At 66.0% G+C, this 23,013-nt stretch carries 25 protein-coding genes and 1 pseudogene; 17 read left to right on the top strand and 9 right to left on the bottom strand.

The window, feature by feature from the left end:
* Window positions 1-85: 85 nt before the first annotated feature.
* The 4 genes from QX126_RS24080 (at window position 86) to QX126_RS24065 (ending at window position 3,395) form a co-directional block, all read left to right on the top strand.
* Entirely contained in the window at window positions 86-1,318 is a 1,233-nt protein-coding gene (locus tag QX126_RS24080; protein ID WP_315778049.1) for a glycosyltransferase family 87 protein, read from the top strand.
* A 193-nt stretch (window positions 1,319-1,511) separates the two neighbouring features.
* The gene (locus QX126_RS24075; protein WP_315714112.1) at window positions 1,512-2,162 is read left to right on the top strand and encodes a glutathione S-transferase family protein; all 651 of its coding nucleotides are present in this window, start codon (window positions 1,512-1,514) and stop codon (window positions 2,160-2,162) included.
* Between the two features lie 513 nt (window positions 2,163-2,675).
* Window positions 2,676-2,870: a hypothetical protein gene (locus QX126_RS24070; RefSeq protein WP_315733936.1), complete on the top strand. Its 195-nt coding sequence runs from the start codon at window positions 2,676-2,678 to the stop codon at window positions 2,868-2,870.
* 63 nt (window positions 2,871-2,933) lie between these two features.
* On the top strand, window positions 2,934-3,395 hold the full coding sequence (locus tag QX126_RS24065) for a GNAT family N-acetyltransferase (protein ID WP_315733937.1): 462 nt from the start codon (window positions 2,934-2,936) through the stop codon (window positions 3,393-3,395).
* A 161-nt stretch (window positions 3,396-3,556) separates the two neighbouring features.
* Here the strand turns inward: QX126_RS24065 and QX126_RS24060 are convergent, their stop codons facing one another.
* From QX126_RS24060 to QX126_RS24045, 4 genes are all read right to left on the bottom strand, one after another.
* Entirely contained in the window at window positions 3,557-5,539 is a 1,983-nt protein-coding gene (locus tag QX126_RS24060; RefSeq protein ID WP_315784133.1) for an AI-2E family transporter, read from the bottom strand.
* Window positions 5,540-6,110: 571 nt separating this feature from the next.
* The gene (locus tag QX126_RS24055; RefSeq protein WP_315784129.1) at window positions 6,111-6,431 is read right to left on the bottom strand and encodes an antibiotic biosynthesis monooxygenase; all 321 of its coding nucleotides are present in this window, start codon (window positions 6,429-6,431) and stop codon (window positions 6,111-6,113) included.
* Between the two features lie 137 nt (window positions 6,432-6,568).
* Window positions 6,569-7,792, bottom strand: coding sequence for a DUF1501 domain-containing protein (locus tag QX126_RS24050; protein WP_315784126.1), 1,224 nt, complete (start codon window positions 7,790-7,792; stop codon window positions 6,569-6,571).
* On the bottom strand, window positions 7,789-9,309 hold the full coding sequence (locus QX126_RS24045; RefSeq protein ID WP_315733942.1) for a DUF1800 domain-containing protein: 1,521 nt from the start codon (window positions 9,307-9,309) through the stop codon (window positions 7,789-7,791). The genes QX126_RS24050 and QX126_RS24045 overlap by 4 nt, the downstream gene beginning before the upstream one ends.
* Window positions 9,310-9,449: 140 nt before the next feature.
* On the opposite strand from QX126_RS24045, the gene QX126_RS24040 reads away from it, so the two are divergent.
* From QX126_RS24040 to QX126_RS24025, 4 genes are all read left to right on the top strand, one after another.
* Window positions 9,450-9,671, top strand: coding sequence for a cysteine-rich CWC family protein (locus QX126_RS24040; protein ID WP_315784232.1), 222 nt, complete (start codon window positions 9,450-9,452; stop codon window positions 9,669-9,671).
* Window positions 9,668-10,351, top strand: coding sequence for an HAD family phosphatase (locus tag QX126_RS24035; protein ID WP_315784123.1), 684 nt, complete (start codon window positions 9,668-9,670; stop codon window positions 10,349-10,351). The genes QX126_RS24040 and QX126_RS24035 overlap by 4 nt, the downstream gene beginning before the upstream one ends.
* A gap of 147 nt (window positions 10,352-10,498) precedes the next feature.
* The gene (locus QX126_RS24030) at window positions 10,499-11,170 is read left to right on the top strand and encodes a hypothetical protein (protein WP_315784120.1); all 672 of its coding nucleotides are present in this window, start codon (window positions 10,499-10,501) and stop codon (window positions 11,168-11,170) included.
* 15 nt (window positions 11,171-11,185) lie between these two features.
* Complete coding sequence (locus QX126_RS24025; RefSeq protein WP_315784117.1) at window positions 11,186-11,671, top strand: hypothetical protein; 486 nt, start codon at window positions 11,186-11,188, stop codon at window positions 11,669-11,671.
* Here QX126_RS24025 and QX126_RS24020 read toward each other — a convergent pair.
* Window positions 11,646-12,275: a helix-turn-helix domain-containing protein gene (locus tag QX126_RS24020; protein ID WP_315784114.1), complete on the bottom strand. Its 630-nt coding sequence runs from the start codon at window positions 12,273-12,275 to the stop codon at window positions 11,646-11,648. The genes QX126_RS24025 and QX126_RS24020 overlap by 26 nt on opposite strands.
* A gap of 102 nt (window positions 12,276-12,377) precedes the next feature.
* Between QX126_RS24020 and QX126_RS24015 the strand changes: the two genes are divergently transcribed.
* Window positions 12,378-13,160 (top strand): crotonase/enoyl-CoA hydratase family protein, encoded by a 783-nt coding sequence (locus QX126_RS24015; protein WP_315784111.1) that lies wholly within the window; start codon window positions 12,378-12,380, stop codon window positions 13,158-13,160.
* On the opposite strand, the gene QX126_RS24010 is transcribed toward QX126_RS24015, so the two are convergent.
* Genes QX126_RS24010 through QX126_RS24000 form a run of 3 tightly spaced genes read right to left on the bottom strand, consistent with a single transcriptional unit; the run spans window position 13,157 to window position 14,894 of the window.
* Window positions 13,157-13,852 carry a glutathione S-transferase family protein gene (locus QX126_RS24010; RefSeq protein ID WP_315784109.1) on the bottom strand — a complete coding sequence of 232 codons (696 nt, stop codon included), beginning with the start codon at window positions 13,850-13,852 and terminating at the stop codon, window positions 13,157-13,159. The two genes, QX126_RS24015 and QX126_RS24010, sit on opposite strands and share 4 nt — an antisense overlap.
* A 30-nt stretch (window positions 13,853-13,882) precedes the next feature.
* A complete protein-coding gene (locus QX126_RS24005; protein WP_315784106.1) occupies window positions 13,883-14,122 on the bottom strand; it encodes a hypothetical protein in 240 nt (79 codons plus the stop codon).
* Window positions 14,123-14,129: 7 nt separating this feature from the next.
* Window positions 14,130-14,894: a sulfite exporter TauE/SafE family protein gene (locus QX126_RS24000; RefSeq protein WP_315733959.1), complete on the bottom strand. Its 765-nt coding sequence runs from the start codon at window positions 14,892-14,894 to the stop codon at window positions 14,130-14,132.
* 90 nt (window positions 14,895-14,984) lie between these two features.
* On the opposite strand from QX126_RS24000, the gene QX126_RS23995 reads away from it, so the two are divergent.
* From QX126_RS23995 to QX126_RS23965, 8 genes and pseudogenes are all read left to right on the top strand, one after another.
* Window positions 14,985-15,908 carry a LysR substrate-binding domain-containing protein gene (locus tag QX126_RS23995; RefSeq protein WP_315778037.1) on the top strand — a complete coding sequence of 308 codons (924 nt, stop codon included), beginning with the start codon at window positions 14,985-14,987 and terminating at the stop codon, window positions 15,906-15,908.
* 66 nt (window positions 15,909-15,974) lie between these two features.
* A complete protein-coding gene (locus QX126_RS23990; RefSeq protein WP_315733961.1) occupies window positions 15,975-16,187 on the top strand; it encodes a hypothetical protein in 213 nt (70 codons plus the stop codon).
* A gap of 203 nt (window positions 16,188-16,390) precedes the next feature.
* The gene (locus QX126_RS23985; protein ID WP_315733962.1) at window positions 16,391-16,573 is read left to right on the top strand and encodes a hypothetical protein; all 183 of its coding nucleotides are present in this window, start codon (window positions 16,391-16,393) and stop codon (window positions 16,571-16,573) included.
* A gap of 188 nt (window positions 16,574-16,761) precedes the next feature.
* Window positions 16,762-20,070: an excinuclease ABC subunit UvrB gene (gene uvrB, locus QX126_RS23980; protein WP_315784103.1), complete on the top strand. Its 3,309-nt coding sequence runs from the start codon at window positions 16,762-16,764 to the stop codon at window positions 20,068-20,070.
* A gap of 20 nt (window positions 20,071-20,090) precedes the next feature.
* The gene (locus tag QX126_RS23975) at window positions 20,091-20,405 is read left to right on the top strand and encodes a transcriptional regulator (protein WP_315784101.1); all 315 of its coding nucleotides are present in this window, start codon (window positions 20,091-20,093) and stop codon (window positions 20,403-20,405) included.
* 29 nt (window positions 20,406-20,434) lie between these two features.
* A pseudogene (locus QX126_RS33595) lies at window positions 20,435-20,616 on the top strand (hypothetical protein); the annotation flags it as partial.
* A gap of 145 nt (window positions 20,617-20,761) precedes the next feature.
* On the top strand, window positions 20,762-21,550 hold the full coding sequence (locus QX126_RS23970; protein WP_315784098.1) for a DpnI domain-containing protein: 789 nt from the start codon (window positions 20,762-20,764) through the stop codon (window positions 21,548-21,550).
* A gap of 9 nt (window positions 21,551-21,559) precedes the next feature.
* Window positions 21,560-21,841: a hypothetical protein gene (locus QX126_RS23965; RefSeq protein ID WP_315784095.1), complete on the top strand. Its 282-nt coding sequence runs from the start codon at window positions 21,560-21,562 to the stop codon at window positions 21,839-21,841.
* A gap of 924 nt (window positions 21,842-22,765) precedes the next feature.
* On the opposite strand, the gene QX126_RS23960 is transcribed toward QX126_RS23965, so the two are convergent.
* Window positions 22,766-22,990 (bottom strand): hypothetical protein, encoded by a 225-nt coding sequence (locus QX126_RS23960; RefSeq protein ID WP_315784229.1) that lies wholly within the window; start codon window positions 22,988-22,990, stop codon window positions 22,766-22,768.
* Window positions 22,991-23,013 lie beyond the last annotated feature (23 nt).

Genomic DNA, 23,013 nt, shown 5'->3' with positions numbered 1-23,013 from the left:
TGGGCACATGGCTCCCAAGACTTTAGGGAACGTTAAAGCCGCCCCGCTAGCGTGGGCCCACGATTGTCCAGAGTCTCAGGCCGAAATGACCACTATCGGGTGCGCCCTGCGATCCGGCGACTGGCTCACGGCCACGCGGATCAAGTCCTACAGCTGGATTCTGCTCGCGGTCACGATCGCGGCAATCGCCGGCTGGATCGCGCTGTCCGACGGGCTGATCGACCGCAACGGCAAGCCGATCGGGACCGACTTCTCCAACGTCTATGCGGCAGGCGTGCTGACCCTTCACGGCAAGGCGGCGGATGCCTACGATCCGCCGCTGCAGCATGCGGTGGAAAAGGCCGTGTTCGATGGCCGCGACGTGCCGTTCTTCGGCTGGCACTACCCGCCCTTCTTCTTCGCGATCGCCGCCATCACCGCCCTGCTGCCCTATGCCGGAGGGCTCGCGCTCTGGGTCGTGTCGAGCCTGCTCGCATACCTCGCGGTCATGCGCGCGATCCTGCCGCGTTCCGAGACCCTGCTGGTGGCGACCGCCTTTCCCGCCGTGTTCGTCAACATCGGTCACGGCCAGAACGCGTTCTTCACCGCGGCGCTGCTCGGCGGCGCGCTGTTGCTGATGGAGCGCGACCGGCCGTGGGCGGCCGGCATCCTGATCGGCCTGCTCGCCTACAAGCCGCAATTCGGCGTCCTCATTCCCGTGGCGCTGCTCGCAGGCACGCGCTGGCCGACGATCGCTGCTGCAGCCGCCACGGTGGCCGCGCTGGTCGCGATCAGCTTCGCCGCGCTCGGCAACGAGGTCTGGCACGCCTTCTTCCAGTCCATGACTTTCACACAGAGCGTCGTGCTCGAGCAAGGCGGCACCGGGTGGGAGAAGATCCAGTCGGTATTCTCCGCCGCGCGCCATTGGGGCGCCGATGTCAGGTCCGCCTATGCGCTGCAAAGCCTGCTGGCGCTGTCGCTCGCGGCCGGACTTGCCTGGCTGTGGCAGAGCGAGGCTGCGTTCGATCTCAAGGCTTCGGCACTGGCGAGCGCGAGCCTGCTGGCGACGCCCTACGTGCTCGACTACGACCTCGTGGTCGTTGCGGTTGCGATCATTTTCTTCGTCCGGCACGGCCTCGCGAACGGCTTTCGCGACTACGAGCTCAGCGTGCTCGCGGCCGCCTGGATCGTGCCGCTGCTCTCGCGCAGCGTTGCCGGGCTGACGACGATACCGCTGGGCCTCATCATTCTGATGGCCCTGTTCGCGCTGACCCTGCGCCGCGCATTCACCGATCGCGCCGTCGAGATCGGTGGACACGCGCGCATCGCACAAGCGTGATCTCGATTGTTTGAATCTATTGGAAAGTTGTTATTCGAGAGTGCAGTGCAGTAGCGCATTTCGACTTTTTCCATCCGTCGGCACTTGCAGCCTGCGCTCATCGGCATCATTGTCTGGCCGCATTGCGGGACGATCTGGCGTCCGGATGCGCGATGCGTCCAACCCTTGATTCCTCGAACTCGAAATCGGCCGGATGTACAAGCTCTATTCGATGCAGCGGTCAGGCAACAGCTACAAGGTCCGCCTTGCGCTTGCGCTTCTGAACGCGCCCTATCAGGCGATCGAGATCGACATTCTGCGCGGCGAGAGCCGCACGCCGGATTTTCTCGCCAAGAATCCGAGCGGCCAGGTGCCGCTGCTGGAAGTCGGCGAGGACCGCTTCATCGCCGAATCGAACGCGATCCTCTGGTATGTCGCCGGCGGCACGCCGCTGGTGCCGGAGCAGCGCATCGAGCGCGCCGAAGCGCTGCAGTGGATGTTCTTCGAGCAGCATGCGCTCGAGCCGAACATCGGCGCCGCCTATTTCTGGCTGCTCTTGGTCAAGGGCGGGCGCGACCTTCAGACCCATGCGCTGGAGGACTGGATGGAGCGCGGCTATGCCGCGCTCCAGGTGATGGAGAATCATCTCAAGAGCAACGATTACTTTGCCGCGAAACAGCTGACGGTCGCCGACATCGCGCTCTACGGCTACACGCACGTCGCCGATCGCTGCGACTTCGATCTGTCGACCTTCCCGAAGATCCGCAACTGGCTGCGCCGCGTCGAACAGACACCCGGTTTCGTCGCGATGGATTGGCAGCCGGCACTGATCGATTCAGCCGGCATCGCCGCCGACTACGGGTGACATGCTCACCGTAAAACTACCGACCGCCCGTAGAACAGCGGGGAAAATACACGTTTAGGCGGGAACAAATACCACGAGCGCCATGTTCTTGCCTTTTTTGCTGATTTGCCGCCGCAATCCTGCCCAGCGCTACCTTAGAATTTACCTCTGCGAGTGATTCGCTCGCGGATGTATGGGTAAGGGATTTCGACTTCATGTCCCGGTGGCGTTGTGCTTCCGTTCCGAAGTTCAGTTGGGTCCGCGGCCGCGCGTCACCGCAGGAGTCGAACCACCGTAGAGGGCTCCGCACGCCCGTCAGCGGCTTTCACGGCCACGCAACGCTCACCCTTTCGCCCGGCCTGACCACCGCCGTGGTCGCAACGATCGCGGCCAGCACGCTCTCATTGGGTGTCAGCGTCACCATTGCGGTGGTGTCGATTCACGCCCTCTTGTCGATGCCCGCTTAGCAGGAAGCCATTTTGACAACCCTTCGCGGTTTTCGCGACAACAGGCGATGATTGTCTCGCACACAAAATGGCGATGAAATCAACGGTCGTAATCGTTGCCGTGACCCTGGCACTCGCGATCCTGCTGGCGGCGTCACTGCTGATCCTGATCGAGCGACGGGGCGAGCTCTCGCTCTCGCCGCTGACCGAGGAGGATCGGTCGGTCTACGTCGAGCTGATGCGGCCGCCCACCGCCGAACCGGTGCTGCCCATCCCTGATTGATCGCGAACACGGCTGCGCGTATCGAAGGTCCGTGGAGATTTTCAAACGGACGACGAATCCTTGATGCACGAAGCACTCACTGTGCGCGCCATCGCGCGCGACGACCATGATCGCTGGCTGCCGCTCTGGGACGGCTACAACGCCTTCTACGGCCGTTCCGGGCCGACGGCGCTGCCGGCCGAGGTGACCGCGATGACATGGTCGCGCTTCTTCGATGCCAACGAGCCGGTGCATGCCCTGGTCGCCGAGAGCGGTGGCGAGCTGATCGGCTTGGCGCATTACCTGTTTCATCGCGCCACCACCACGATCGGGCCGCTTTGCTATCTCAACGACCTGTTCACGAGCGAAGCCGCCCGCGGCAAGGGCGTCGGCCGGGCGCTGATCGAGGCAGTCTACCGCGAAGCGCGGCAGGCCGGTGCGCCGCGGGTCTATTGGCAGACGCACGAGACCAACAGGACGGCACAGGCGCTCTACGACAAGATCGCCGAGCGCTCGGGCTTCATCGTCTACCGCAAGGCGCTGTAAGCGGGCGGTGTCACGTCGCCGTCACGGGGCCGGCCTACGCTCCATCGAGCGCCTGATCATCCCCCCGTCACCGGTCACGCGTTTCAGCGGTCCCCGTCAGTCGCCGTCTCTGACCGGGGCCGCATTTTTTTGTCGGGCCTGGTCGTTGGACGTGGCGCGTCTCACGCCACGTTCGTCGTCGTGTCCTGCTGCTCCAATGGTGCCAGCTGAGAAGCCTTCGCCTGCGCGGCTTCGATGCACATTCTGACAGCCTCGCCCATGCTCGCCGCGACCAGATCGGCCTTGGTGGCTTCTTGCAGCACCTTCGCGGCCTCCTGATCGACGTCGGCCGCGCAGCAGACCAACATCACTTTTGCTCTGGGGAGCCGTCGCTTCAAGCGACGAACGGAGTAGCGCATATGTGCGACGCCGGAATTGCCGATATAGATCAGGCAGGCAATCGCGACACCTGCGGGCTCGAGCTTGATGACGTTCGCCGTCGAGAGCGCCTCCGCTCCTGAGACCTTCGCGCCCAGCCCGTGCGCCGACGACAGTTGCGCGAGAATCACCGCCGCCGCTTCGTCGATCGGGGTTCGCCCCGCCACGCACAGGACCGGCTGCTCGCTCCGCCATCCTTCGGCGAGATTGTCCTTGCTGAGGATGGGTATCGTGTCGATGGCCCCACTGCTGGCCGAGCTGTCGACGGCCGATGCCGCCTCCGGATCGCTGGTGGTCTCGCGTTTCGCCAGCGGACCATCATTCTGATCGGAAAGATCGGCGGTCAACTCGGCGACGGCGTCACGGATCGTTGCAAGGCGATCATAGGCGAGCGCCCCTCGGTCGGCGTCGGCTTGGGCCAATTGCAGCCCCTTCACCGCGACCTCGTCGCAATAGGCAATCAACGAGCGCTCCTTCAAGAACTCCTCTGCCTTCTCGGCCGCTTCCGTCGGATCGTTCGCAAGCATGCGCTGGTAGAAGATCTCGGGAGGAGACAGCGCTGGACGATCACCGAACATGACGTCGAGGAACTCCAGGCGCTCCACATGTCGTCCGATGACGACCAGGCAGACCGTCAGCGGCGTCGCGAGCACCAACCCGATCGGGCCCCACAGCGCGGTCCAGAACGCGGCTGAAACGACCACCGCCACAGGGGACAGGCCCGTGCTGCGCCCATAGACCATCGGTTCGATGACGTGGCCGAGCAACGGCTCGACCACGAGAAACAGGGCCAGCGTCCAAATCAGCATCGACCAGCCAGGGTCCACCGCTGCCGCCAGAGCAAGCGGAAACGCCGCGGCGATGACGGCGCCGATATAGGGCACGAACCGAAGCGCTGCGGCGAGGATTCCCCAAAGGAGGGCGCTGGGGATGCCGATGAACCACAAGCCGACGCCGATCACGACGCCGAACCCGCCGTTCAGGGCGAGCTGGGTGAGGAACAGCCGGCTGAGCCTGTAAGCCGCATCATCGAGTGCCGCCGTGGTGCGCTGCAGGTCCGATGAGCCCGCAAGGCGGATGAGCCGATTCCGCAGGTCCTCGCGTTGAAGCAATATGAAGATCACGAAGATGATGATGATGCCGGTCGTCGCCAGCGGATGAATGAGCGGCGAAATCAGCGTGCGAAGACTGTCCAGCGCTCCAGGATCGGGCTGCCGGACCTCCACCGGGATCGGGGTCACAGGGACTGAGGAATTCGTTCGCAGTCCGCTCGGCGGCCGAGCCGCTTCCGGCTCTTTCGGTTTGTCGAGTTCCTTGCCCAGATCCTTGAGCATGTCCGATGCACGCTCGAGCGTCCCTCTCCCGGCTTTGGTGTCGCGGAACGACTGGATCTTGTTGCTCATCGTCGATTGATAGTTCGGCAACTCACTGGCAAGCTGGGTGAGCTGGGTGGCGAGCAGGCTGCCCAGCGTAAAGATCACGACGAACGCGAGAACGACCACGCTGACGACGGCCAGTCCGCGCGGGGCACGAAGCCGCTGCAGTTGCGCGACCAACGGCGCCAATACGAAGCTGAGCAGGATGGCCAGGGCCACGGGCACCAGGATGTCACGACCGAAATACAGCAGCGCGATGATGATGACCGCAAAAATGGCGACGGCCAGCGCGCTGATCAGCCCGAGAACTTCCTCCGGGGTGCGGACCTTGAGCGGCTGTCTGATGATCATCGAATCTCGCTCCGAACGAGGAAGGGCGGCGCACGTCGCTCATGCGGTCAGGCTGTCAACGTCGACGAAGGTGGCGCGTTGCAACGGAGGGAAGCTTCTGACGATGTCGCCGGCGCCGGTGGTCATATGCCGGAAGGTTCGTCTCGATCCGAGCAACCATCCCGGCCTTCGCTAGAACAGAACGACCGAGGGCGCTGGCCGGCGCTGCCCGCCCTGCCGGACATTCGGCTTCCTGTTTCAGACACGCGATAACAGCCTCGTGAGGCTCCAGTTCCCGAGAGCGCCTGACGTCGCCTGCGCGTCTGCTGACGGCTACGACTGCTCAGCTTCGGCGCGCCGTCTTACCTGCTCGAATCAGCCGGAGCTTCGCTATGGCGTTGTCCTTGTTGACGCCAGCAGGCCCGGCGGACCGGCAGGCCCGGCGCGAGCAGCTTGCGATGGCGCACGACCGGCGGCCGTCCGGGTCCTGTCGGCCGCCGCGTCGCTTCAGCGCAAAACGAGCGTCCGCTCGGCCGTGCTCAGCCAAGACGGGTCGCGGAGACGGATCGCAATGGTGGGCTTTGTCCTTGTCCTACGTCTTGCTGCCCACCGTTTGGCGGACCTCGAACCCCTCGAACTGCGGCGGGCCGAGATAGTGCACCTTGGTGTCGCCGGCCCGCTGGTGCGCGGCGCGGAATGCTTCGGACTTGGTCCAGTCCTCGAACATCGTCTTCGACGCCCAGATCGTATGCGAGGCGTAGAGCGTATGGTCCTCGGCTTCCGGTCCCTTCAACAGGTGAAACTCGACGAAGCCCGGCACCTTGTCGAGATGGCTGTCGCGCGACAGCCAGACCTGCTCGAAGGCGGCCTCCGAGCCCTTGGCGACGCGAAAACGATTCATGGCGATGAACATGCTGATCTCCTGAGGGATGAATGCCGCAGGTCGAGGAGTAGCAGACTTCGCGGTGCAATGCGCCTGCGACGACGGCCGCTGATGCCGCAATGTGAAAGGCTTCAGGACGCCTGATCGGGAAATGGCGCAAGCGAGCCTTACGCTACGAGCCCCTTGATCGGCTTCACGGCCGCGCTGTCCGGAAACACCGCGCCGCCGAGCGCGTGCTCGCCGATGCCGAGATGATCGGCGAGTACGCCCTTGAACACCGCGCGAAGATCCGTCGTCGGCGCAAGATCGCGTCCCTGGTAGAGGCTCGCCATCTTCAGCGTCGGCCAGTCGGCGATCACCCGTCCGCCCTTCACCGCACCGCCGGCAAGCAGCGCAATCGTCCCGGTCCCATGATCGGTCCCCTGGGTGCCGTTGATCCTTGCCGTGCGCCCGAACTCGGTTGCGACCACCACGACCGTATCGCGCCAGCACGGGCCAAGCCCGCTTTCGAACTCGGCGAGCGCACCGTCGAGACCCGACAAGAGCTGCGCCAGCCGACCGACCGCACCACCTTCATTGGCATGCGTGTCCCAACCGTCGAACGCCAGCGCGGCGATGCGCGGACCATCCTCCGCGGCGATCAGCTTCGCCGCGCCGCGCGCGACCTGGCGCATCGCCGCGATCTGGTTGCCGCCCGGCTTCGGCTTCATGTCGTCACCGACCGCGACCTTCTCGAGCTTGAGCCCTTGCGACAATGCAGCCGCCAACGCGGGATCGCGATGCGCATAGAGGTCGACCAGCCGCATCGCGGTGTCGTCATCGGCCTGCGGCAGCGTCACCGGCGCCCAACCAACGGTGGGCGCTGCGCCGCGCAGCACCAGCGGCGCCGTCGGACCGACCGCGAGCGCGCCCGCGACGCGGGGGCCGCGCGGCAGAGCCTCGACTGCGCGGTTCAGCCAGCCCGATTGCACGCGGCCAGGACCGGCGAAGCCGCTTTCGAGCACGTCCTGACCATCGAAATGCGAGCGCTCGCGATACGGTGTCGCGACCGCGTGAATCACGGCAGCCTGCTTGTCGCGATACATGCGCGCGAATTCCCGCATCGACGGATGCAGCGCAAAGAACGAATCGAGCTGCAGCGCCGGATTTGGTCCCGCCGTCGTCAGCGCGATCGCGCCATGCAGTCCGGCGTAGTCGGGATCGCCGATCGGCGCGACGGTGGCGAGGCCATCGAGCGCGCCGCGCAGGATCACGACGATCAGCCGCGGGTCGCGCTGGCCGGCGGCCCGCGCGAATTTCGGCAGATAGCCCCAGGCCGCAAAGGACGCGCCTGCCAGCAGCAGATGGCGTCGCGAGGTCAACAGCGAGGTCGCGATCCGGTCCATCGTCATCTCCTCTGGAATTCCGGCGACATCAGCAACAACGCCAGCGCCTGCTGGCGCGATTCCGCACGCTCGATCGTGCGCCGCGTCTCCGTCGAAGTCGCATCGCCCGCGACGAGATCGAGCAGATCACGCGGATCGAGATTGTTGCCGAGACGTGCGGCGAGTTGCGCGGAAATGTCCAGCCGCAGCTTCATGCCCTCAGGGGCAGCCCACATCGCGTTGGTATCAGCAAATCCGTTCGGTCCTGCGGGCGCCCATAGCGGCTGGCCGAGCGTGTTCAGGGAACTGAGATAGAAGCCGGGATCTTCCGGCACGCGCGCCAGCAGCCGGCCGCCGGCGACCAGGAACTCATAGGGCGAACGGATCTTGGTCAGCGGCGCCGACCAGGCCTCGTCGGAGTCGACCAGCGCCAAGGTCAGCGCCTTGAGGTCGCCATCGCTCTTCTTGAACACGGCTTCGAGCCGGGCGACGAGCGCGGGCGGCGGATCATCGGCGACGAAATGGCGCGCGAGCCTGGTGGCGATGAACTTCGCCGTCGAGGGATGGCGGGCGATGTCCGCGAGCGCGGCCTCGCCCTGCGCGAGACCGTCATCCTGATAGACCTTGCCGAGCAGGGTCTGCGGCCCCGGCTGGTGCGCATTGGCATTGAACACGAAGCTGCCGGGCGCCGCGTTGCGGCTGTTGCGTCCGGCAAAGCTCCAGCCGGTGATGATGCGCGCCAGCGAGGTCACGTCCTCCTGGGTGTAGCCGCCGCCGACACCCAGCGTGTGCAGCTCCATGATCTCGCGGGCGAGGTTCTCGTTGAGGCCGCGCTTGCGGTTCTGGCCGGCGCGCGAGTCCGGTCCGAGCGATTCCTGGTTGTCGAGGAAGAACAGCATCGCCGGATGCTGCTCGACCGCCTTCAGCATGTCGGCGAAGCGTCCGAGCACGTGCGGCCGGATCGCCTCGCGCTCGAACGCACCGGCCCACATCCGCGCCAACTCGCCCTTGCCTGCGGAGATGCAGAAATGGTTCGACCAGAACGCCACCAGCCGCTCGGTGAAGCCGCAATCGGCGAGCACGGCGCGCTGCAGCCGCGCCAGCGCCTCGGCACGGAACGTCTTCTGGACGACGTTGGGCGGCTGCTGAGCCTGCGCGGGCTTTGCCGGCGTTCCCTGCATCGCGGGTGCAGGGTCGGCGCCGGCTGCTGGGGCCGCCGATGGCGTTGCGGCCGTGGCTTTGTCCGCGCCGTTCGTGGACAGGCCGCGCGTGGGGCTGGACTGCTCCTGCGGCGCAGCCTCCGACTTCGCGGCCTCGCGGGCCCGCTTGACCTCGTCCTGATAGGCGAAGACGGCATCGGCGAGTGCGGGCGTCGGCTGCAGACCCGGCGCTTCCAAGAGCGCTCCATTGGGACGCCCGAGCTCGGCCTTGACGAAGCCGCGCGGGTCCGACGCCGCATTGACGAGATCGCCCGAGGCGCCGCCACGCGCGCCGAAGCCGAAGCGATTCAATGCAACAAGAGCCGCTCGAGCATCACGCGCCATGCCACATCCTCGAGCCTGTCATCGCGGGAGCTCCCGAAACGCTGTGTTGCCGCGACCGCAGACTGCGATGGCGCGGCAGATTGTCACGCACTATACTTGCCCCGGCAGATGAACCGGACATGAAAAGGGGCTGGTCGGACGTGGCTCCGAACGTGACAAATCGTTTAGCGGACATGACCGCGCGGCAACTCACCTGCGAGTCGTGCGGCGCGGAGTTCAGCTGCGATCCCGGCGGCTCCTGCTGGTGCTTCGAAGAGGCCGTGCGCCTGCCGCTGCCCAAGAGCGGACAAAGCCGGTTCAAGGACTGCCTGTGCGTCAACTGCCTCAAGAGGCTGGCCGGCGAACCGGAGGCGGGATCGTGACGCGCTGGCACGTCGAAGCGGTCCTGCTCGACATGGACGGAACGCTGCTCGACACCGAGAAGGTCTATCTCGAAGCTGCGATCGCGGCGCTGAATGCGCTCGGCCATGTCGACGGGGTGACCGAGCTCTGCCACGCCATGATCGGCATCCCCGGGCCGGACAATGAACGGACGCTGCGCGACCATTTCGGCGACAATTTTCCGCTCGACGAGGTCAACCGGCTGTTCGCCGCCAAGACCGCCGAGATCCTGCACCAGGGTATGCCGCTGAAGTCCGGCGTGATCGATCTGCTCGCGGCGATCGAGGCCGCCGGTCTGCCCAAGGCCATCGTCACCTCGTCGTCGCGCAGCACGGCCGCGGAGCATCTTCGGCTTGCCGGCATTCACCATCGCTTCGACGCGATCCTGACGCGCGACGATGTCAGCCGCGCCAAGCCGCATCCCGATCTCTATCTGCTCGCCGCGAAGCGGCTCGGCACGCGCGCGCAGGCCTGCATCGCGATCGAGGATTCCAATCCGGGTGTCGCCGCGGCCCATGCCGCCGGCGCGATCACGCTGATGGTGCCAGACATCGTTGCGCCGACCGAACAGTCGCGCGCGAAATGCGCCGCCGTGCTGCCAGATCTCGACGCCACGATCACGCTGCTGGCCGAACGCTCAGTGCTGCCCGTCAGGACCTGAAGCGACGGCGCATTCATCCGCCCATTGTCTTCAAAAGCCGCCGAAGCCGGTCACCTTCTCTTCACGTCGATGCACGCATCGCGCGGCGCTGATGGATGCATTAACCTGCATGGACTACCTTAGGGACGTTCGTGGATGGGTCGTTTCATGTTGCGATTTATTGGCGCCGTGGGCGCGGCATTTGTAGTGGCATTCGGTGGTGTGAGCTGGGCCGTCAGGGGCTTTCCGTTGCCGGGCGCGTCCTGGGGAGCCTCGACCTGGTCGGCCCCGATCGAGACGGTGTCCAATATTGCCAATGGGTCACAGACGGTGGCCGTGGTGGCACCGCTGTCCGCGACGGTGGACATGTCGTTCGGCGATGCCAGGTCCAGGGAAAAATTCGATCGCAAGGCATGGCTCGCCGAGCACACCTCGCAGAGCGACAAGAACCCCAAGCTCGATGCGTTGCGCATGGACGCGCTGCAGGCCGCGACCGCCTACAAGCTGTCGCCCTGCGACAAGACCCAGAAGCAGAACCTCGTCGAGGCGGTCACCGCCTATACGCGCGCCTACGTCGCCAAGCTGGATTGCAAGCGCAATTTCTTCGGCGCCAAGATCTGCAGCGAAAAATCCATGGAGGAGGCGGCCGCCAGCGTCGGCACGCCGCTCGATCAGCGCGTGAAGGAGGCCTTGTTCGAAGCCTTCGACGAGAAGGGGATCACCAAGGCGGACTTTCCGGCCGATGTGCGCGAGGACGTCCCGATGTTCGCCGGACCCGGTCTCTGGTCCGACGAATCGTCGGTGTGCCGTATCCGGCAGGCGCAACGGGACCGGCGATAGCAAACGAGCGCTGCCATGAACCGGCTCATCTTCATCATCGCAGCCATCCTCGTCTGGCAGGTTGGCGGACGCCTGTTCCTGACCGACGCGCCGAGTGCGGCGGTTGCGTTTCCGCCCGTCACGGGCGCGGAGTTTCAGGACCACGAGAAATACACCGAGGACGCCCGGCGCTCGCAGCGCCAGGACGCGCTGAAGGCGCTCGATCTGGCCTGGAGCGACCGCTGCGGCGCCAATCGCGACAGCTTCATCAGCGGCCTCAACCACTACTACTATCATCGGCAGAACCAGAACGAGCGCTATCCCGAGACCTATGGTCCGGCGGGCGCCGCCTACATCGCCCGCGTATGGACGACCGCCGAGGATCGCCGGATCGAACGCCTGACCCAGGAAGCCTACGCCGCCGGCTACATCAAGCCGTCCGATTTCGACGGCATGGCCAGCCAGATGGTCGCGACGATCGTTCGCGGCGAGCGGGTCAGGGGACGCGGCTGCGCCGGCTGACGGTCCTGCGGGAAGCATATCGCCTCCCCTTTGGCAGCGCCGCCGCGACCAGCGTCCGTGCCGCCGCGCCCGCGGTCTCCATGTAGCTGGCGTCCCGATGCAGCAGCACGACCGCGAATGCGCCGTCGAGCAGGAGCAGCATCTGCCGCGCGAGCTCGCCGGCTTCGGCAATTCCCTGCTCTTCGGACATCGCCTGCAGCCAGGCCTCGAACTTCTTCTTGTGGGCGGCGCCGATCCTGATCGCGGGATGGCCGGGCAGATTGGCGAGCTCCGCGGTGGTGCGCAGGAAGCCGCAGCCGCGCCATTTCGGATGCCGCGCGGCGCGCGCAAGCTGATTGAAGATCCCGGCGATCTTGTCGGGCAGCGCGCCCTCGGTCTCGTCGAACCAGCGCTTGAACAGCTCCAGGTTCGGCTGGTCGCGCGCGGCGAGATAGGCCGCGACGAGATCGTCCTTGCTGCGGAAATGATAATACAGCGTCTTCTTGGTGACGCCGGCCTTTTCCGCCACCGCATCGACGCTGACGGCGCGGATGCCTTCGGCATAGAACAGCCTGCTCGCGGCGGCGACGATGCGGGCGGGCGTGGGATCGGAGGATCGGGGCATGGCGGCGCTCGGTCTCGGTCAATGTATACTGACCAGTGAATATACCTCGGCTGCCGCGACGCCTAGTCTTCGCTTGCTCCAACCGCCAGCCTGCGAGACGCCATGACCGACCTCCTCCTGCTCGACATCTCCGACCGCATCGCCACGATCACGCTGAACCGGCCGGAGCGACTGAACGCGCTCAGCTACGCGCTGATCGATCGATTGATGGCCGCGCTCGACCGCATCGAGACCGATGCCGGCGTCAGGGCCGTGATCCTCACCGGCGCGGGACAACGCGCCTTCTCGGCCGGCGCCGACATCGACGAATTCGCCGCAAGCGTCCGCCAGGGGCGCGCCGCGGCGCTGCGCGACTTCGTGCGGCGCGGCCAGGCGATGACGGCGCGGCTGGAGGCGTTCCGCAAGCCGGTCGTCGCCGCGGTCAACGGGCTCGCCTTCGGCGGCGGCTGCGAGATCACCGAGGCCGTGCATCTTGCGGTGGCGAGCGAGCGCGCCAGCTTCGCCAAGCCCGAGATCAGGCTCGGCATGCCACCAACCTTCGGCGGCACGCAGCGGCTGCCGCGGCTGGTCGGCCGCAAGCGCGGACTCGAGCTGCTGCTGACCGGCGATTCTTTCCCGGCGCAGCGCGCGCTGGAGATCGGCCTCGTCAACGCCGTCGTGCCGCACGACGAGCTGTTGCCGGCGGCGCGCGCGCTGGCGCAGCGCATCATCCGCCACGGGCCGGACACCATCGCCGGCATCATCACCGCCGCGACGCGCGGGCTCAACATGGCGGTCGGCGAGGGGCTGCAGGTCGAGAGCGAGCAGTTCGCGAGCCTGGTCGGCAGCCGCGATCTCACCGATGGGCTGGCGGCCTGGCGCGAGCGCCGGCCGCCGCGTTTCTAGACCGGGTGGCCCGGCGACTTGCGCGCCAGCCCGTCGAACGCATCGAGCAGCCGCTCGCGCCAGGCATGGACGCTGTCGCTCTCCTCCAGCAGCCTGAACGGGCTCACCACGCGCGCCCATTGGAAGCCGCCGAACACGATGTAGTCGGCATAGTCGGGCGTATCGCCGCCGATGAAGGCTTGCGTCTTCAGGGTCTGGCGCAGCGGCTCCAGCGATCTGCGGAAGCCGATGACCGCCTGGTCGCGCGTCGCCATGACCTCTTCGAGGCTCTTGCCGAACCGCGCCTCGCGCGATTTGCGGAAATAGTCGGCATCCTCGGCGGCAAGGTTCTTCGGGATGTCGGCGATGATCAGCGGGAAGATGCCGCCGACGATGGCGATGTCACCCCAGGCATTGAGGAAGCGCGCCATCGCGCGGCCGCCGGCGCCGCCGAACAGCGACGGCCGGCCCGGATAGGTGTCCTCGAGGTAGTTGGCGATCGTCCAGGAGTCGGCCACCGCGCGGTCGCCGTCGAGCATGACCGGCACCTTCTCCGATCCATGCGGCGCGATCGCGCTCTTCTCGGTGAAGCGCCACGGAATCGATTCTGCGCTCAGCCCCTTGTGCGCCAGCGCCATCCGCGTGCGCCAGCAATAGGGGCTGAACGGGCGGCCCGCATCGCTCCCGACGAGTTCATACAGCTTCACTGCCATTCCCGGTCTTTCCTCCAAGTCCGGACCGTTCTAGCGCACGACGCGGCCGTTGTCGCGCAGCAGCTGCGCGCCGGCATCGGTGACGATAATGAAGATGCCGACGCCCGCGATCGCCTGGCGCGTGACATAGCCCAGATCGGCGGCATCCTCCCACACCGTCAGCCGTGGGCAGCTCGTTCGCCACGTCGCCACCACCTCGGCATGGCTGCGCGGCGCGCGCGCGATCCATTCGACGAAGTCGAGCACCAGGGGGTCTGCCGATACGGCCATGCTCGCCTCACTCTGCCGCCGCCGAGCTCTGCGCGGCCAGCAGCAGCCAGCCGCCATAGAGGATGTAGTAGCTCGCCACCGCCGTGATGATGCGGTTGGCCCAGGTGCGGAACTGCTGCTCGCTCATCGCCTCCAGCAGCCGCCGCGCCAGGCTCGTGCCGAGCATCGACGCTCCGACGGCGACGAGCGCGAGCACGGGATCGAGGCCCGCGGCCTGATCGATGATGCCGCCGAAATAGATCAGCTTGGTGAGGTGGCTCGCGACCTGGCACGTCGCCTTGGTGGCGACGATCGCGCGGCGGTCGAACCGCGCGCCGAGAAAGAACGTGTCGAGCAGCGGCCCGGACACCCCGGTCATCAGCATCAGCCCCATGCAGATCGTGCCGTAGATCGCGCCCTGCCAGACACTGTCCGGATCGGGCCTGAGGCCGGCCGGCATCAGCCGCGCCATGAACGGCGTGACGCCGAGCAGCAGGAGCGCGACCGGCTTGTCAGGCACGTAGCGCACCAGGGACCATAGGCCGAGCGCCAGCGCGCAACCGACGAGATACACCGCGACCGGCCGCCAGCGGATGTGCCGGCGCCACAGCACGGCGCGCCAGCCGTTGGACGCCATCTGCGTCGCCGCGTGCAGCACCATCGCCGCCGGCAGCGGCATGATCGCCAAGAGCACGCCGATCAGGATCAGCCCGCCCGCCATGCCGAACAGGCCCGACAGGAACGCCGTCGCCACCATCAGCAATCCGAGCGCTGCAATCAGGGCTGGTGTCATGGCTGATCTCCTCGCCATGCAGATTGTCGCACTGGCGACGGCCGCACAAACCGAGTTATCTTGCCCTCCATCAGTTTTCCTGAGGGCTCGATGAGACGGCTGCTGTTCCTCAACGGCATCAAGGCATTCGAGGCGGCTGCGCGCACCGGCAGCTTCGCCGCGGCCGGCAGCGAGCTCAACGTCTCCGCCGCCGCGATCAGCCGCATGGTCAACCTGCTCGAGCAGCGGCTCGGCGTGGTGCTGTTCGAGCGCAAGGCCAACCGCCTGGCGCTGACCGCGCCGGGGCGCGCCTATCAGAGCGGGCTGACGCCGATCTTCGATGCGCTGTCGAGCCTGACCGCGCAGATCATGGCGCCGTCGTCGATGCGCGTGCTGACGCTCGGCGTCGGTCCGACCTTCGCGATGAAATGGCTGATCCCGCGGCTCGCCGATTTCAGCACCGAGCAGCCGGACATCGAGGTCCGCATCACCACCGGCGGGGCGGCGGTGCCGTTCGGCGACGACTGGAGCTGCGGCATCAAGCTCGGCCACGGCGCCTGGCCGGGTCTCGTCGCCGAGCCGCTGTTCGCCGCCGATCTCGTGCCGGTGTGCACGCCACGGCTGGCCGCGACCTTGAAGAAACCGGCCGACCTCAAGGGCCCGAGCCTGCTGCGAGTGTCGCATGCGGCCGAGGACTGGGCGCTGTGGCTGAAGGCCGCGGGCGTCACCCGCGTCAGCGCGCGCGGCACCGAGTTCCAGTATTACGGGCATGCGCTGCAGGCCGCGATCGACGGGCTCGGCGTCGCGATGGGCATCCGTCCCTATATCGACGATGACCTCGCGGCGGGACGCCTGGTTGCACCGTTCGCACTGACCGTCCCAAAAGGCGAGCGCTGGTATCTTGTCTACCGCCATTTCCAGGCCGGCCAACGTGATTTCGCCGCGTTCCGGCGCTGGATCATGCGCGCAGCGTCGCAACCCGCGACTCGGAATTCTCAGCGGAGGGACGCGATCAAAAAAGACGCTGACGTGTGAACCTGTTCACAAATGCCCGGACAAACTCATGCTGTTGTTGCAGTTTGGAACATCCAGGACTGCGCAATGACGTACTTGTACGAAGACTTCGCCATCGAGCCGTTCGAAGCAGGACGCGGCTTGTGGCACGCGCGGATCCGCCGCGCGGACATGACCCCGGTGGTGATCAATGGTGTTTCGTTCCCGTCTCTCGAAGTCGGCTTTGCCTGGTCCGATGCAGACATGGCGATCGCCGATGCCAAGAGCCACATCGACCGCTTCCGCAAGCGGTGGGACTGACGACGGCCAACTGATAGGCCGTCGCTTCGAGCATGCAACGGAGGATATCGACCGCCCCCCGGGAAAAGACGGATAGCGCGACGTGGAACAATCTTCGAGAGTGAAGTCCCCGAGAGTCCATCCGCGCGGCCAGACGGTTCCAAGCCAACAATCCAAACGCCAATTCGAAATGCCGAGTGTATTCGTAATGCGGACTGCAATTCATGGCTGAGCCTGCCGTCAAACACCTCGCTTATTCGGTGCGTACGCGATGCCCGGACTGCGATGCCGAGCTGAGCGTCCTGAGCGTCATCAACGGCCGCGGCGGTTCCGAGTACTGGGCCCTGCAATGCGTCGCCTGCCACGGCGTGCATCTCGACATCGTCGAGCAGCCGACCCGGCATTGAACCGCAGCGAGGGGTCGCTGGAGCGCCATCGCGCGCGCCACGGCTCGCGAGTCGCTCGCTGATCTCGTGTGGCCTGCCGCGTGCAGGCGCATCTCGGGCCGTCCTGCTGCCACCATGCTGTCAGCAAGGCCGCTGCGCGGCGCCCGATCACTCTTTCAAGTCGGCGTCATCCGTCCCATATTCGGGCCATGGCGAAGACCCCCGACACCCCCAAGAAGCCTGGCCGAACTCCGAAATCGAAAGCGCACCGGCCCGACGTGCAGCCGATCGCGCCCGCGCTCGCCGAGCTGCTGAATCCCGCCATCAACCGCGGCGAGAGCGGCATCGGTTCCTCAACGGGACTGAAGCCTCCGCCGGACAATTCCTGGGACCGCCGCAGCGGCGGCGAGGCCGCCGCGCACCGCGCGCGGGCGTCGACCAAGGGCAGGAGTGCCGAGGTTGCGACGGGCGACGCCTCGGCGCGGTCCATGCCGCTGCGGCCGAATCCGCAGCCGGTGGGTGGGCGTTCATCGTCAAACAACGATCCGTCGCATGGCTCGCCCCCACCCAACCCTCCCCCGCAAGCGGGGGAGGGCTCCAGGCGGCAGGCGCCGCGTGCCGGCGCCAGCGATGATGCCGAAACCGCGCCCCCAGCGTCCCCTCCCCCGCGTGCGGGGGAGGGCCAGGGTGGGGGCCTCTCTCCTTCGCATCAACCCCTCGGGGCGGATGACGCCGCCTCATCCTCCGGCCTCGCCGAAGCGCCGCAAGCCAATTACGGCACCGCCGCCACCATCCCGACGCTCGATCCCGAGCTGGCGCGGCAGCTTGGCCTGCCCACGGCCGAGGACGACGAGGAGGCGCTCGCCCGTCCGCCGCGCAACAAGATGGAGGCGCTCGGCGTCAAGGCCACGGCGGAAGCGCTGGAGTCGCTGATCCGCGAGGGCCGTCCCGAGTTCCGCAAGGACGACGGCTCGCTCAAGGTGTGGACGCCACACCGTCCGCCCCGTCCGGAGAAGTCGGAAGGCGGCGTCCGCTTCGAGATCAAGTCGGCCTATGAGCCGAAGGGCGACCAGCCGCAGGCGATCAAGGAGCTGGTCGAGGGCATCGCGCGCAACGACCGCACACAGGTGCTGCTCGGCGTCACCGGCTCCGGCAAGACCTACACCATGGCGAAGGTGATCGAGGCGACGCAGCGCCCGGCCATCATCCTGGCGCCGAACAAGACGCTCGCCGCGCAGCTTTATGGCGAGTTCAAGAGCTTCTTCCCCGACAACGCGGTCGAGTACTTCGTCTCGTACTACGACTACTACCAGCCCGAGGCCTACGTCCCGCGCACCGACACCTATATCGAGAAGGATTCCTCGATCAACGAGCAGATCGACCGCATGCGCCACGCGGCGACGCGCGCGCTGCTCGAGCGCGACGACGTCATCATCGTCGCCTCAGTGTCCTGCATCTACGGTATCGGCTCGGTCGAGACCTACACCGCGATGACCTTCGCGCTGAAGAAGGGTGAGCGCATCGACCAGCGCCAGCTGATCGCCGACCTCGTCGCCCTGCAATACAAGCGCACCCAGCACGACTTCACCCGCGGCACCTTTCGCGTGCGCGGCGACGTCATCGACATCTTCCCGGCGCACTATGAGGACCGCGCCTGGCGCGTGAACCTGTTCGGCGACACCGTGGAGAATATCGAGGAGTTCGATCCGCTCACCGGCCACAAGCAGGACGAGCTGGAGTTCATCAAGGTCTACGCCAACTCGCACTATGTGACGCCGCGCCCGACCCTCGTGCAGGCGATGAAGTCGATCAAGTCAGAGCTGAAGATCCGGCTCGACCAGTTGCACGCGCAGGGCCGCCTGCTCGAGGCGCAGCGGCTGGAGCAGCGCACCACCTTCGACATCGAGATGATGGAGGCGACCGGCAGTTGCGCCGGCATCGAGAACTACTCGCGCTATCTCACCGGCCGCCTGCCCGGCGAGCCGCCGCCGACGCTGTTCGAATACGTCCCCGACAATGCGCTGGTGTTCGCCGACGAGAGCCACGTCACGGTGCCGCAGATCGGCGGCATGTTCCGCGGCGACTTCCGCCGCAAGGCGACCCTGGCCGAATACGGCTTCCGCCTGCCCTCCTGCATGGACAACCGCCCGCTGCGCTTCGAGGAGTGGGACATGATGCGGCCGCAGACGGTCGCGGTGTCGGCGACCCCCGGCGGCTGGGAGCTGAACGAGGCCGGCGGCGTGTTCGTCGAGCAGGTCATCCGCCCGACCGGGCTGATTGATCCGCCGGTCAACATCCGCCCCGCCCGCACCCAGGTCGACGATCTCCTCGGCGAGGTCCGCGCCACCGCGCAGGCCGGCTACCGCTCGCTGATCACGGTGCTGACCAAGCGCATGGCCGAGGACCTCACCGAATATCTGCACGAGCAGGGCATCCGCGTCCGCTACATGCACTCCGACATCGACACCATCGAGCGCATCGAGATCATCCGCGACCTTCGTCTCGGCGCGTTCGACGCGCTGGTCGGCATCAACCTCTTGCGCGAAGGCCTCGACATTCCCGAATGCGCGCTGGTCGCCATCCTCGACGCCGACAAGGAAGGCTTTCTGCGCAGCGAGACCTCGCTGATCCAGACCATCGGCCGCGCCGCGCGCAACGTCGACGGCAAGGTGATCCTCTACGCCGACCAGATGACCGGCTCGATGGAGCGCGCCATCGCCGAGACCAACCGCCGCCGCGAGAAGCAGGTCGAATACAACACGGCCCATGGCATCACGCCGGAGAGCGTCAAGAAGTCGATCGGCGACATCCTCAACTCGGTCTACGAGCGCGACCACGTGCTGATCGAGACCGGCGGCGGCACCACCACCGACGACGTCATCTCGATCGGCCACAATTTCGAGGCGGTGCTGGCCGATCTCGAAACCCGCATGCGCGAAGCCGCCGCCGATTTGAACTTCGAGGAGGCCGCCCGCCTCCGCGACGAGGTCAAGCGCCTGCGCGCCACCGAGCTTGCCGTCGTCGACGACCCCACCGCCAAGCAGCGCACCGTGCAAGGCAAGGCCGGCGCCTACGCCGGCGCCAAGAAATACGGCGACGCTGCCAACCTCCCGACCACCGCGCTGAAGGGCCGCGGCGGCCGAGCTGGAGCGAAGTCCCGCGATAGGGATCCGCTTGCACCGCTCCTCGATGAGCTCGCCGCCAGTCCTTCAGGCCGCGCGGGCGGTCCCTCCGTTCCCTCCCCCCTTGTGGGGGAGGGCCAGGGAGGGGGGGCCGCGGACCGCAGCACTCGCGGCCCAAGCACCGGCTCCAAAGTCCACAAGCCGCATCTCGACGAGATGCACGGCCCGGAATCCCTGCCCTACCGCCCCAACGCCAAGCTGCCGCCAAAGCCATTCGGCGGCAGCAGCAAGATCATCCAGCCGACCAACTCCCGCGAGTCCGGCCCCGAATTCGGTCCCGCCCCCCGCTCGACCGGCGGCGCGCCGGGGAAGCGGGGTGGGTGGAAGAAGCGGTGAGTGCGGCGCAGGATAGTGCAATGGCCGTGAAGGCGAAGCGTTTCGACGATCTGGTTCACAAGCAAGCGAAGGCCGACACGAGGTTCGCAACAGCGCTTCTTCGCGAAGGCGTCGACGCGATGCTCAGCGGCGACATGGAAACGGGGAAAACCATTCTTCGCGACTACATCAAGGCGACCGTCGGATTCGAAAAGCTCGGTGAGGCGATCGATACACCGCCCAAGAGCCTGATCCGCATGTTCGGCCCGCAAGGCAATCCTCAGGCCAAGAACCTCTTAAGCGTGATCGCTTATCTGCAGAAGCAGGTGGGATTGCAGCTCCACGTCACCGGCTAAGCGCTCGATCGAGCGTCGGCCAAGTCGACAGGCTGCATCTGGACCAAATGCACGGCCAGGAGTCGCTGCCCTACCGCCCCCTGCCGGAAAAATCTTTCCGGACCGTATCATCCAGCCGACCAACTCGCGCGACTCAGGCCCCGAATTCGGTCCTGCCCCCCGCTCGACCGGCGGCGCGCCGGGAAAGCGCGGCGGGTGGAAGAAGCGGTGAGGTGTAAACCTTCTCGCCGCCTCATTGCGAGGAGCGACAGCGACGAAGCAATCCAGTCTATGCACTTGGCCTGATCTGGATTGCTTCGCTTCGCCGCTTCGCTCGCAATGACGTCCGGCCCGCGATCTCGACTGGAAAACATATCATGTTGAGCTACTCTGCTCACATGAAACTCGGCTTTGAAGAACCTCAGACTGCCTACACCAGCGGCACGCAGAAGGCGCGGGCCTGGACCGAAGCTTGGGTCGGCGCGCAAGCCTATTGTCCGAACTGCGGCCGATCGAACATGGCGCAGTTTCCCAACAACAGCCCGCTGGCCGACTTCTTCTGTACGAGTTGCAGCGAAGAGTTCGAGCTGAAGAGCCAGAAGAAGGCATTCGGCGCCAAGGTCGCCGATGGTGCCTATGGGACGAAATGCGAACGGCTGGCCGCCAGCAACAATCCCAATCTCCTGCTGATGAACTATGACCGTGACACCCGGTCGGTCATCAACCTCTTCGTCGTGCCGAAGCATTTCTTTGTCCGCGACATCATCGAGCAGCGCAAGCCGCTCGCGGCGACCGCGCGCCGCGCAGGGTGGGTCGGCTCGAACATTCTTCTCGATCGCGTTCCCGAGTCGGGCAAGATTCACATCGTCCAGAATCGCGTCGTCCGCGCGAAGCAGGTCGTGCTGCAGGAGTGGAGCCGGACGCTCTTCCTCCGCAAGGAATCCCTGGATGCACGCGGATGGCTGATCGAGGTGCTGAAATGCGTCGAGTCGCTCGGCAAGCCGGAATTCACGCTCGACGATGTCTACGCTTTCGACCGCCATCTCAGCCTGCTCTATCCCGGCAACCAGAACGTCCGACCGAAAATCCGCCAGCAGCTCCAGTTCCTGCGCGATCAGGGATTCCTGGAGTTCGTATCGCGCGGCCGCTATCGTTTGAAGACGTGAGGTCCGGCAATGGCCTGGTTCTTGAACTTCTATCGTTGTGAACGTTGCGCGCAGGCCTGGACCGATGAATGGTCGTGCATCTGCGACGACGAGTGTCCTCATTGCGGCGCCCGCGACATGTCTCCGTCCCGGAGCGAGGACCTGACAGAGCTGATTTTGAGCAATGAGGATTGCTTTGTCGTCCTGCGATCGGCTGATGACGCCGAGGACGAGCCGTCCTATGAAGAGCTCGGGCGGTTCTCGAGCCGAGCCAAAGCGGAAGAATTTCTCGCGGCGTCGGACCCAATTTAGGGGTGCCCTTCACGAAATCCATCAGACGGCCCGCCAGACAACGCGAGAGATGAAGCTCGCATCTTCCGAAAAAAATAAACTTCTTGCGCTTTATCGGAATTCATGATTATCTCCCCCGCATCCCGCCTCACCGCAGAGGGGCGTTGCGCGCGATCGTCACGACACGCGAGGTGGGGATGCGATGGCCGCGATGTTGCCGCAGCATGCTTATCGGCGTGCGGACGAACGGCAATGCGCGGACGTGAAGTCGCAGCGTCCTGATACCCCGATGCTGGTATCCAGCATGACGCGCGCAAGCGCGTCGTGCGACATGGTGGCCAACAAGCCCGGCGCACCAGGGAGACTGCGTATAAGCGTGAAGACCGTCGCGCAGGGAATGCCGGTTGAATCGGCTTTGCCTGTGGTACCTGCCGCCTGCATTTTTTTCGCAGGCGGGCCATGGGTGAGGCCTTCACCCGGCATTCCCTGCGCCCTCTGCACTCACGAGGGCCACGCGGATCGTATCACTCGGGCATCACATGCCGCGAGACCGCGCCGTCATGTCCCGGAGCAATCCTTAGCTGTTTGAATCGTAAATCCGTTGTTCTCTCCACTGCCGTCGTGGGCAAGCTGCGACGCGACAGCGCGGCGCGGCGACCTGGGATCCATACGCAACGGCGGTCGTGAGGGACAAGAAGCCAATAGCAAGCGTGCCTCAAACCGCTCCCTGGGGGTATGGGTCCCGGCGTTCGCCGGGACGACAGTAGGGTTTGTTGAGGCCGATGCGCATCATCCTCGCTGGCGTAACGGAAAGAGCCACGACGCCAACAAGCGGCGCTCCCTTGTAGCCGGCACCTCCGGCACGGACCGAAGGCCCGGTCACGCCGGGCCATCGCCGCCAGCTTGAGGTAAAGGCACGCCAAGCACGATGGACGCGCGGATCAACTATGTCCGGCCCCGCCCGTTGACCTGGCCCTGCTGTTGCTGCTGACGCTCCTGCTCCTTGGCACGGTGACGACCATAGAGGCAGCCGGCGGCCGCGCCGAGCACGCCGTGATGACCGGCATAGTGGCCGGCCACGCCGCCGACGATGGCGCCCTTGATGCAGCCCTTGGCCTCGGCGGCCTGCGTCGACAGCAGCGCCAGCGCTGCGACGGAGGCGGCGAGCATGGTCTTGGTGATCGACATCTTCG

The sequence above is a fragment of the Bradyrhizobium sp. SZCCHNPS1003 genome (assembly GCF_032381555.1).
In the GTDB taxonomy this organism is placed as follows: domain Bacteria; phylum Pseudomonadota; class Alphaproteobacteria; order Rhizobiales; family Xanthobacteraceae; genus Bradyrhizobium.
This window is presented reverse-complemented; position numbering and strand designations above follow the sequence as displayed.

Excerpts from the sequence above, each read along its gene's own strand:
- QX126_RS24080 (WP_315778049.1), top strand. The coding sequence starts at position 86 with ATGACCACTATCGGGTGCGCCCTGCGATCCGGCGACTGGCTCACGGCC.
- QX126_RS24075 (WP_315714112.1), top strand. The coding sequence starts at position 1,512 with ATGTACAAGCTCTATTCGATGCAGCGGTCAGGCAACAGCTACAAGGTC.
- QX126_RS24070 (WP_315733936.1), top strand. The coding sequence starts at position 2,676 with ATGGCGATGAAATCAACGGTCGTAATCGTTGCCGTGACCCTGGCACTC.
- QX126_RS24065 (WP_315733937.1), top strand. The coding sequence starts at position 2,934 with ATGCACGAAGCACTCACTGTGCGCGCCATCGCGCGCGACGACCATGAT.
- QX126_RS24060 (WP_315784133.1), bottom strand. The coding sequence starts at position 5,539 with ATGATCATCAGACAGCCGCTCAAGGTCCGCACCCCGGAGGAAGTTCTC.
- QX126_RS24055 (WP_315784129.1), bottom strand. The coding sequence starts at position 6,431 with ATGTTCATCGCCATGAATCGTTTTCGCGTCGCCAAGGGCTCGGAGGCC.
- QX126_RS24050 (WP_315784126.1), bottom strand. The coding sequence starts at position 7,792 with ATGACGATGGACCGGATCGCGACCTCGCTGTTGACCTCGCGACGCCAT.
- QX126_RS24045 (WP_315733942.1), bottom strand. The coding sequence starts at position 9,309 with ATGGCGCGTGATGCTCGAGCGGCTCTTGTTGCATTGAATCGCTTCGGC.
- QX126_RS24030 (WP_315784120.1), top strand. The coding sequence starts at position 10,499 with ATGTTGCGATTTATTGGCGCCGTGGGCGCGGCATTTGTAGTGGCATTC.
- QX126_RS24025 (WP_315784117.1), top strand. The coding sequence starts at position 11,186 with ATGAACCGGCTCATCTTCATCATCGCAGCCATCCTCGTCTGGCAGGTT.
- QX126_RS24020 (WP_315784114.1), bottom strand. The coding sequence starts at position 12,275 with ATGCCCCGATCCTCCGATCCCACGCCCGCCCGCATCGTCGCCGCCGCG.
- QX126_RS24015 (WP_315784111.1), top strand. The coding sequence starts at position 12,378 with ATGACCGACCTCCTCCTGCTCGACATCTCCGACCGCATCGCCACGATC.
- QX126_RS24010 (WP_315784109.1), bottom strand. The coding sequence starts at position 13,852 with ATGGCAGTGAAGCTGTATGAACTCGTCGGGAGCGATGCGGGCCGCCCG.
- QX126_RS24005 (WP_315784106.1), bottom strand. The coding sequence starts at position 14,122 with ATGGCCGTATCGGCAGACCCCCTGGTGCTCGACTTCGTCGAATGGATC.
- QX126_RS24000 (WP_315733959.1), bottom strand. The coding sequence starts at position 14,894 with ATGACACCAGCCCTGATTGCAGCGCTCGGATTGCTGATGGTGGCGACG.
- QX126_RS23995 (WP_315778037.1), top strand. The coding sequence starts at position 14,985 with ATGAGACGGCTGCTGTTCCTCAACGGCATCAAGGCATTCGAGGCGGCT.
- QX126_RS23990 (WP_315733961.1), top strand. The coding sequence starts at position 15,975 with ATGACGTACTTGTACGAAGACTTCGCCATCGAGCCGTTCGAAGCAGGA.
- QX126_RS23985 (WP_315733962.1), top strand. The coding sequence starts at position 16,391 with ATGGCTGAGCCTGCCGTCAAACACCTCGCTTATTCGGTGCGTACGCGA.
- uvrB (WP_315784103.1), top strand. The coding sequence starts at position 16,762 with ATGGCGAAGACCCCCGACACCCCCAAGAAGCCTGGCCGAACTCCGAAA.
- QX126_RS23975 (WP_315784101.1), top strand. The coding sequence starts at position 20,091 with ATGGCCGTGAAGGCGAAGCGTTTCGACGATCTGGTTCACAAGCAAGCG.
- QX126_RS23970 (WP_315784098.1), top strand. The coding sequence starts at position 20,762 with ATGTTGAGCTACTCTGCTCACATGAAACTCGGCTTTGAAGAACCTCAG.
- QX126_RS23965 (WP_315784095.1), top strand. The coding sequence starts at position 21,560 with ATGGCCTGGTTCTTGAACTTCTATCGTTGTGAACGTTGCGCGCAGGCC.
- QX126_RS23960 (WP_315784229.1), bottom strand. The coding sequence starts at position 22,990 with ATGCTCGCCGCCTCCGTCGCAGCGCTGGCGCTGCTGTCGACGCAGGCC.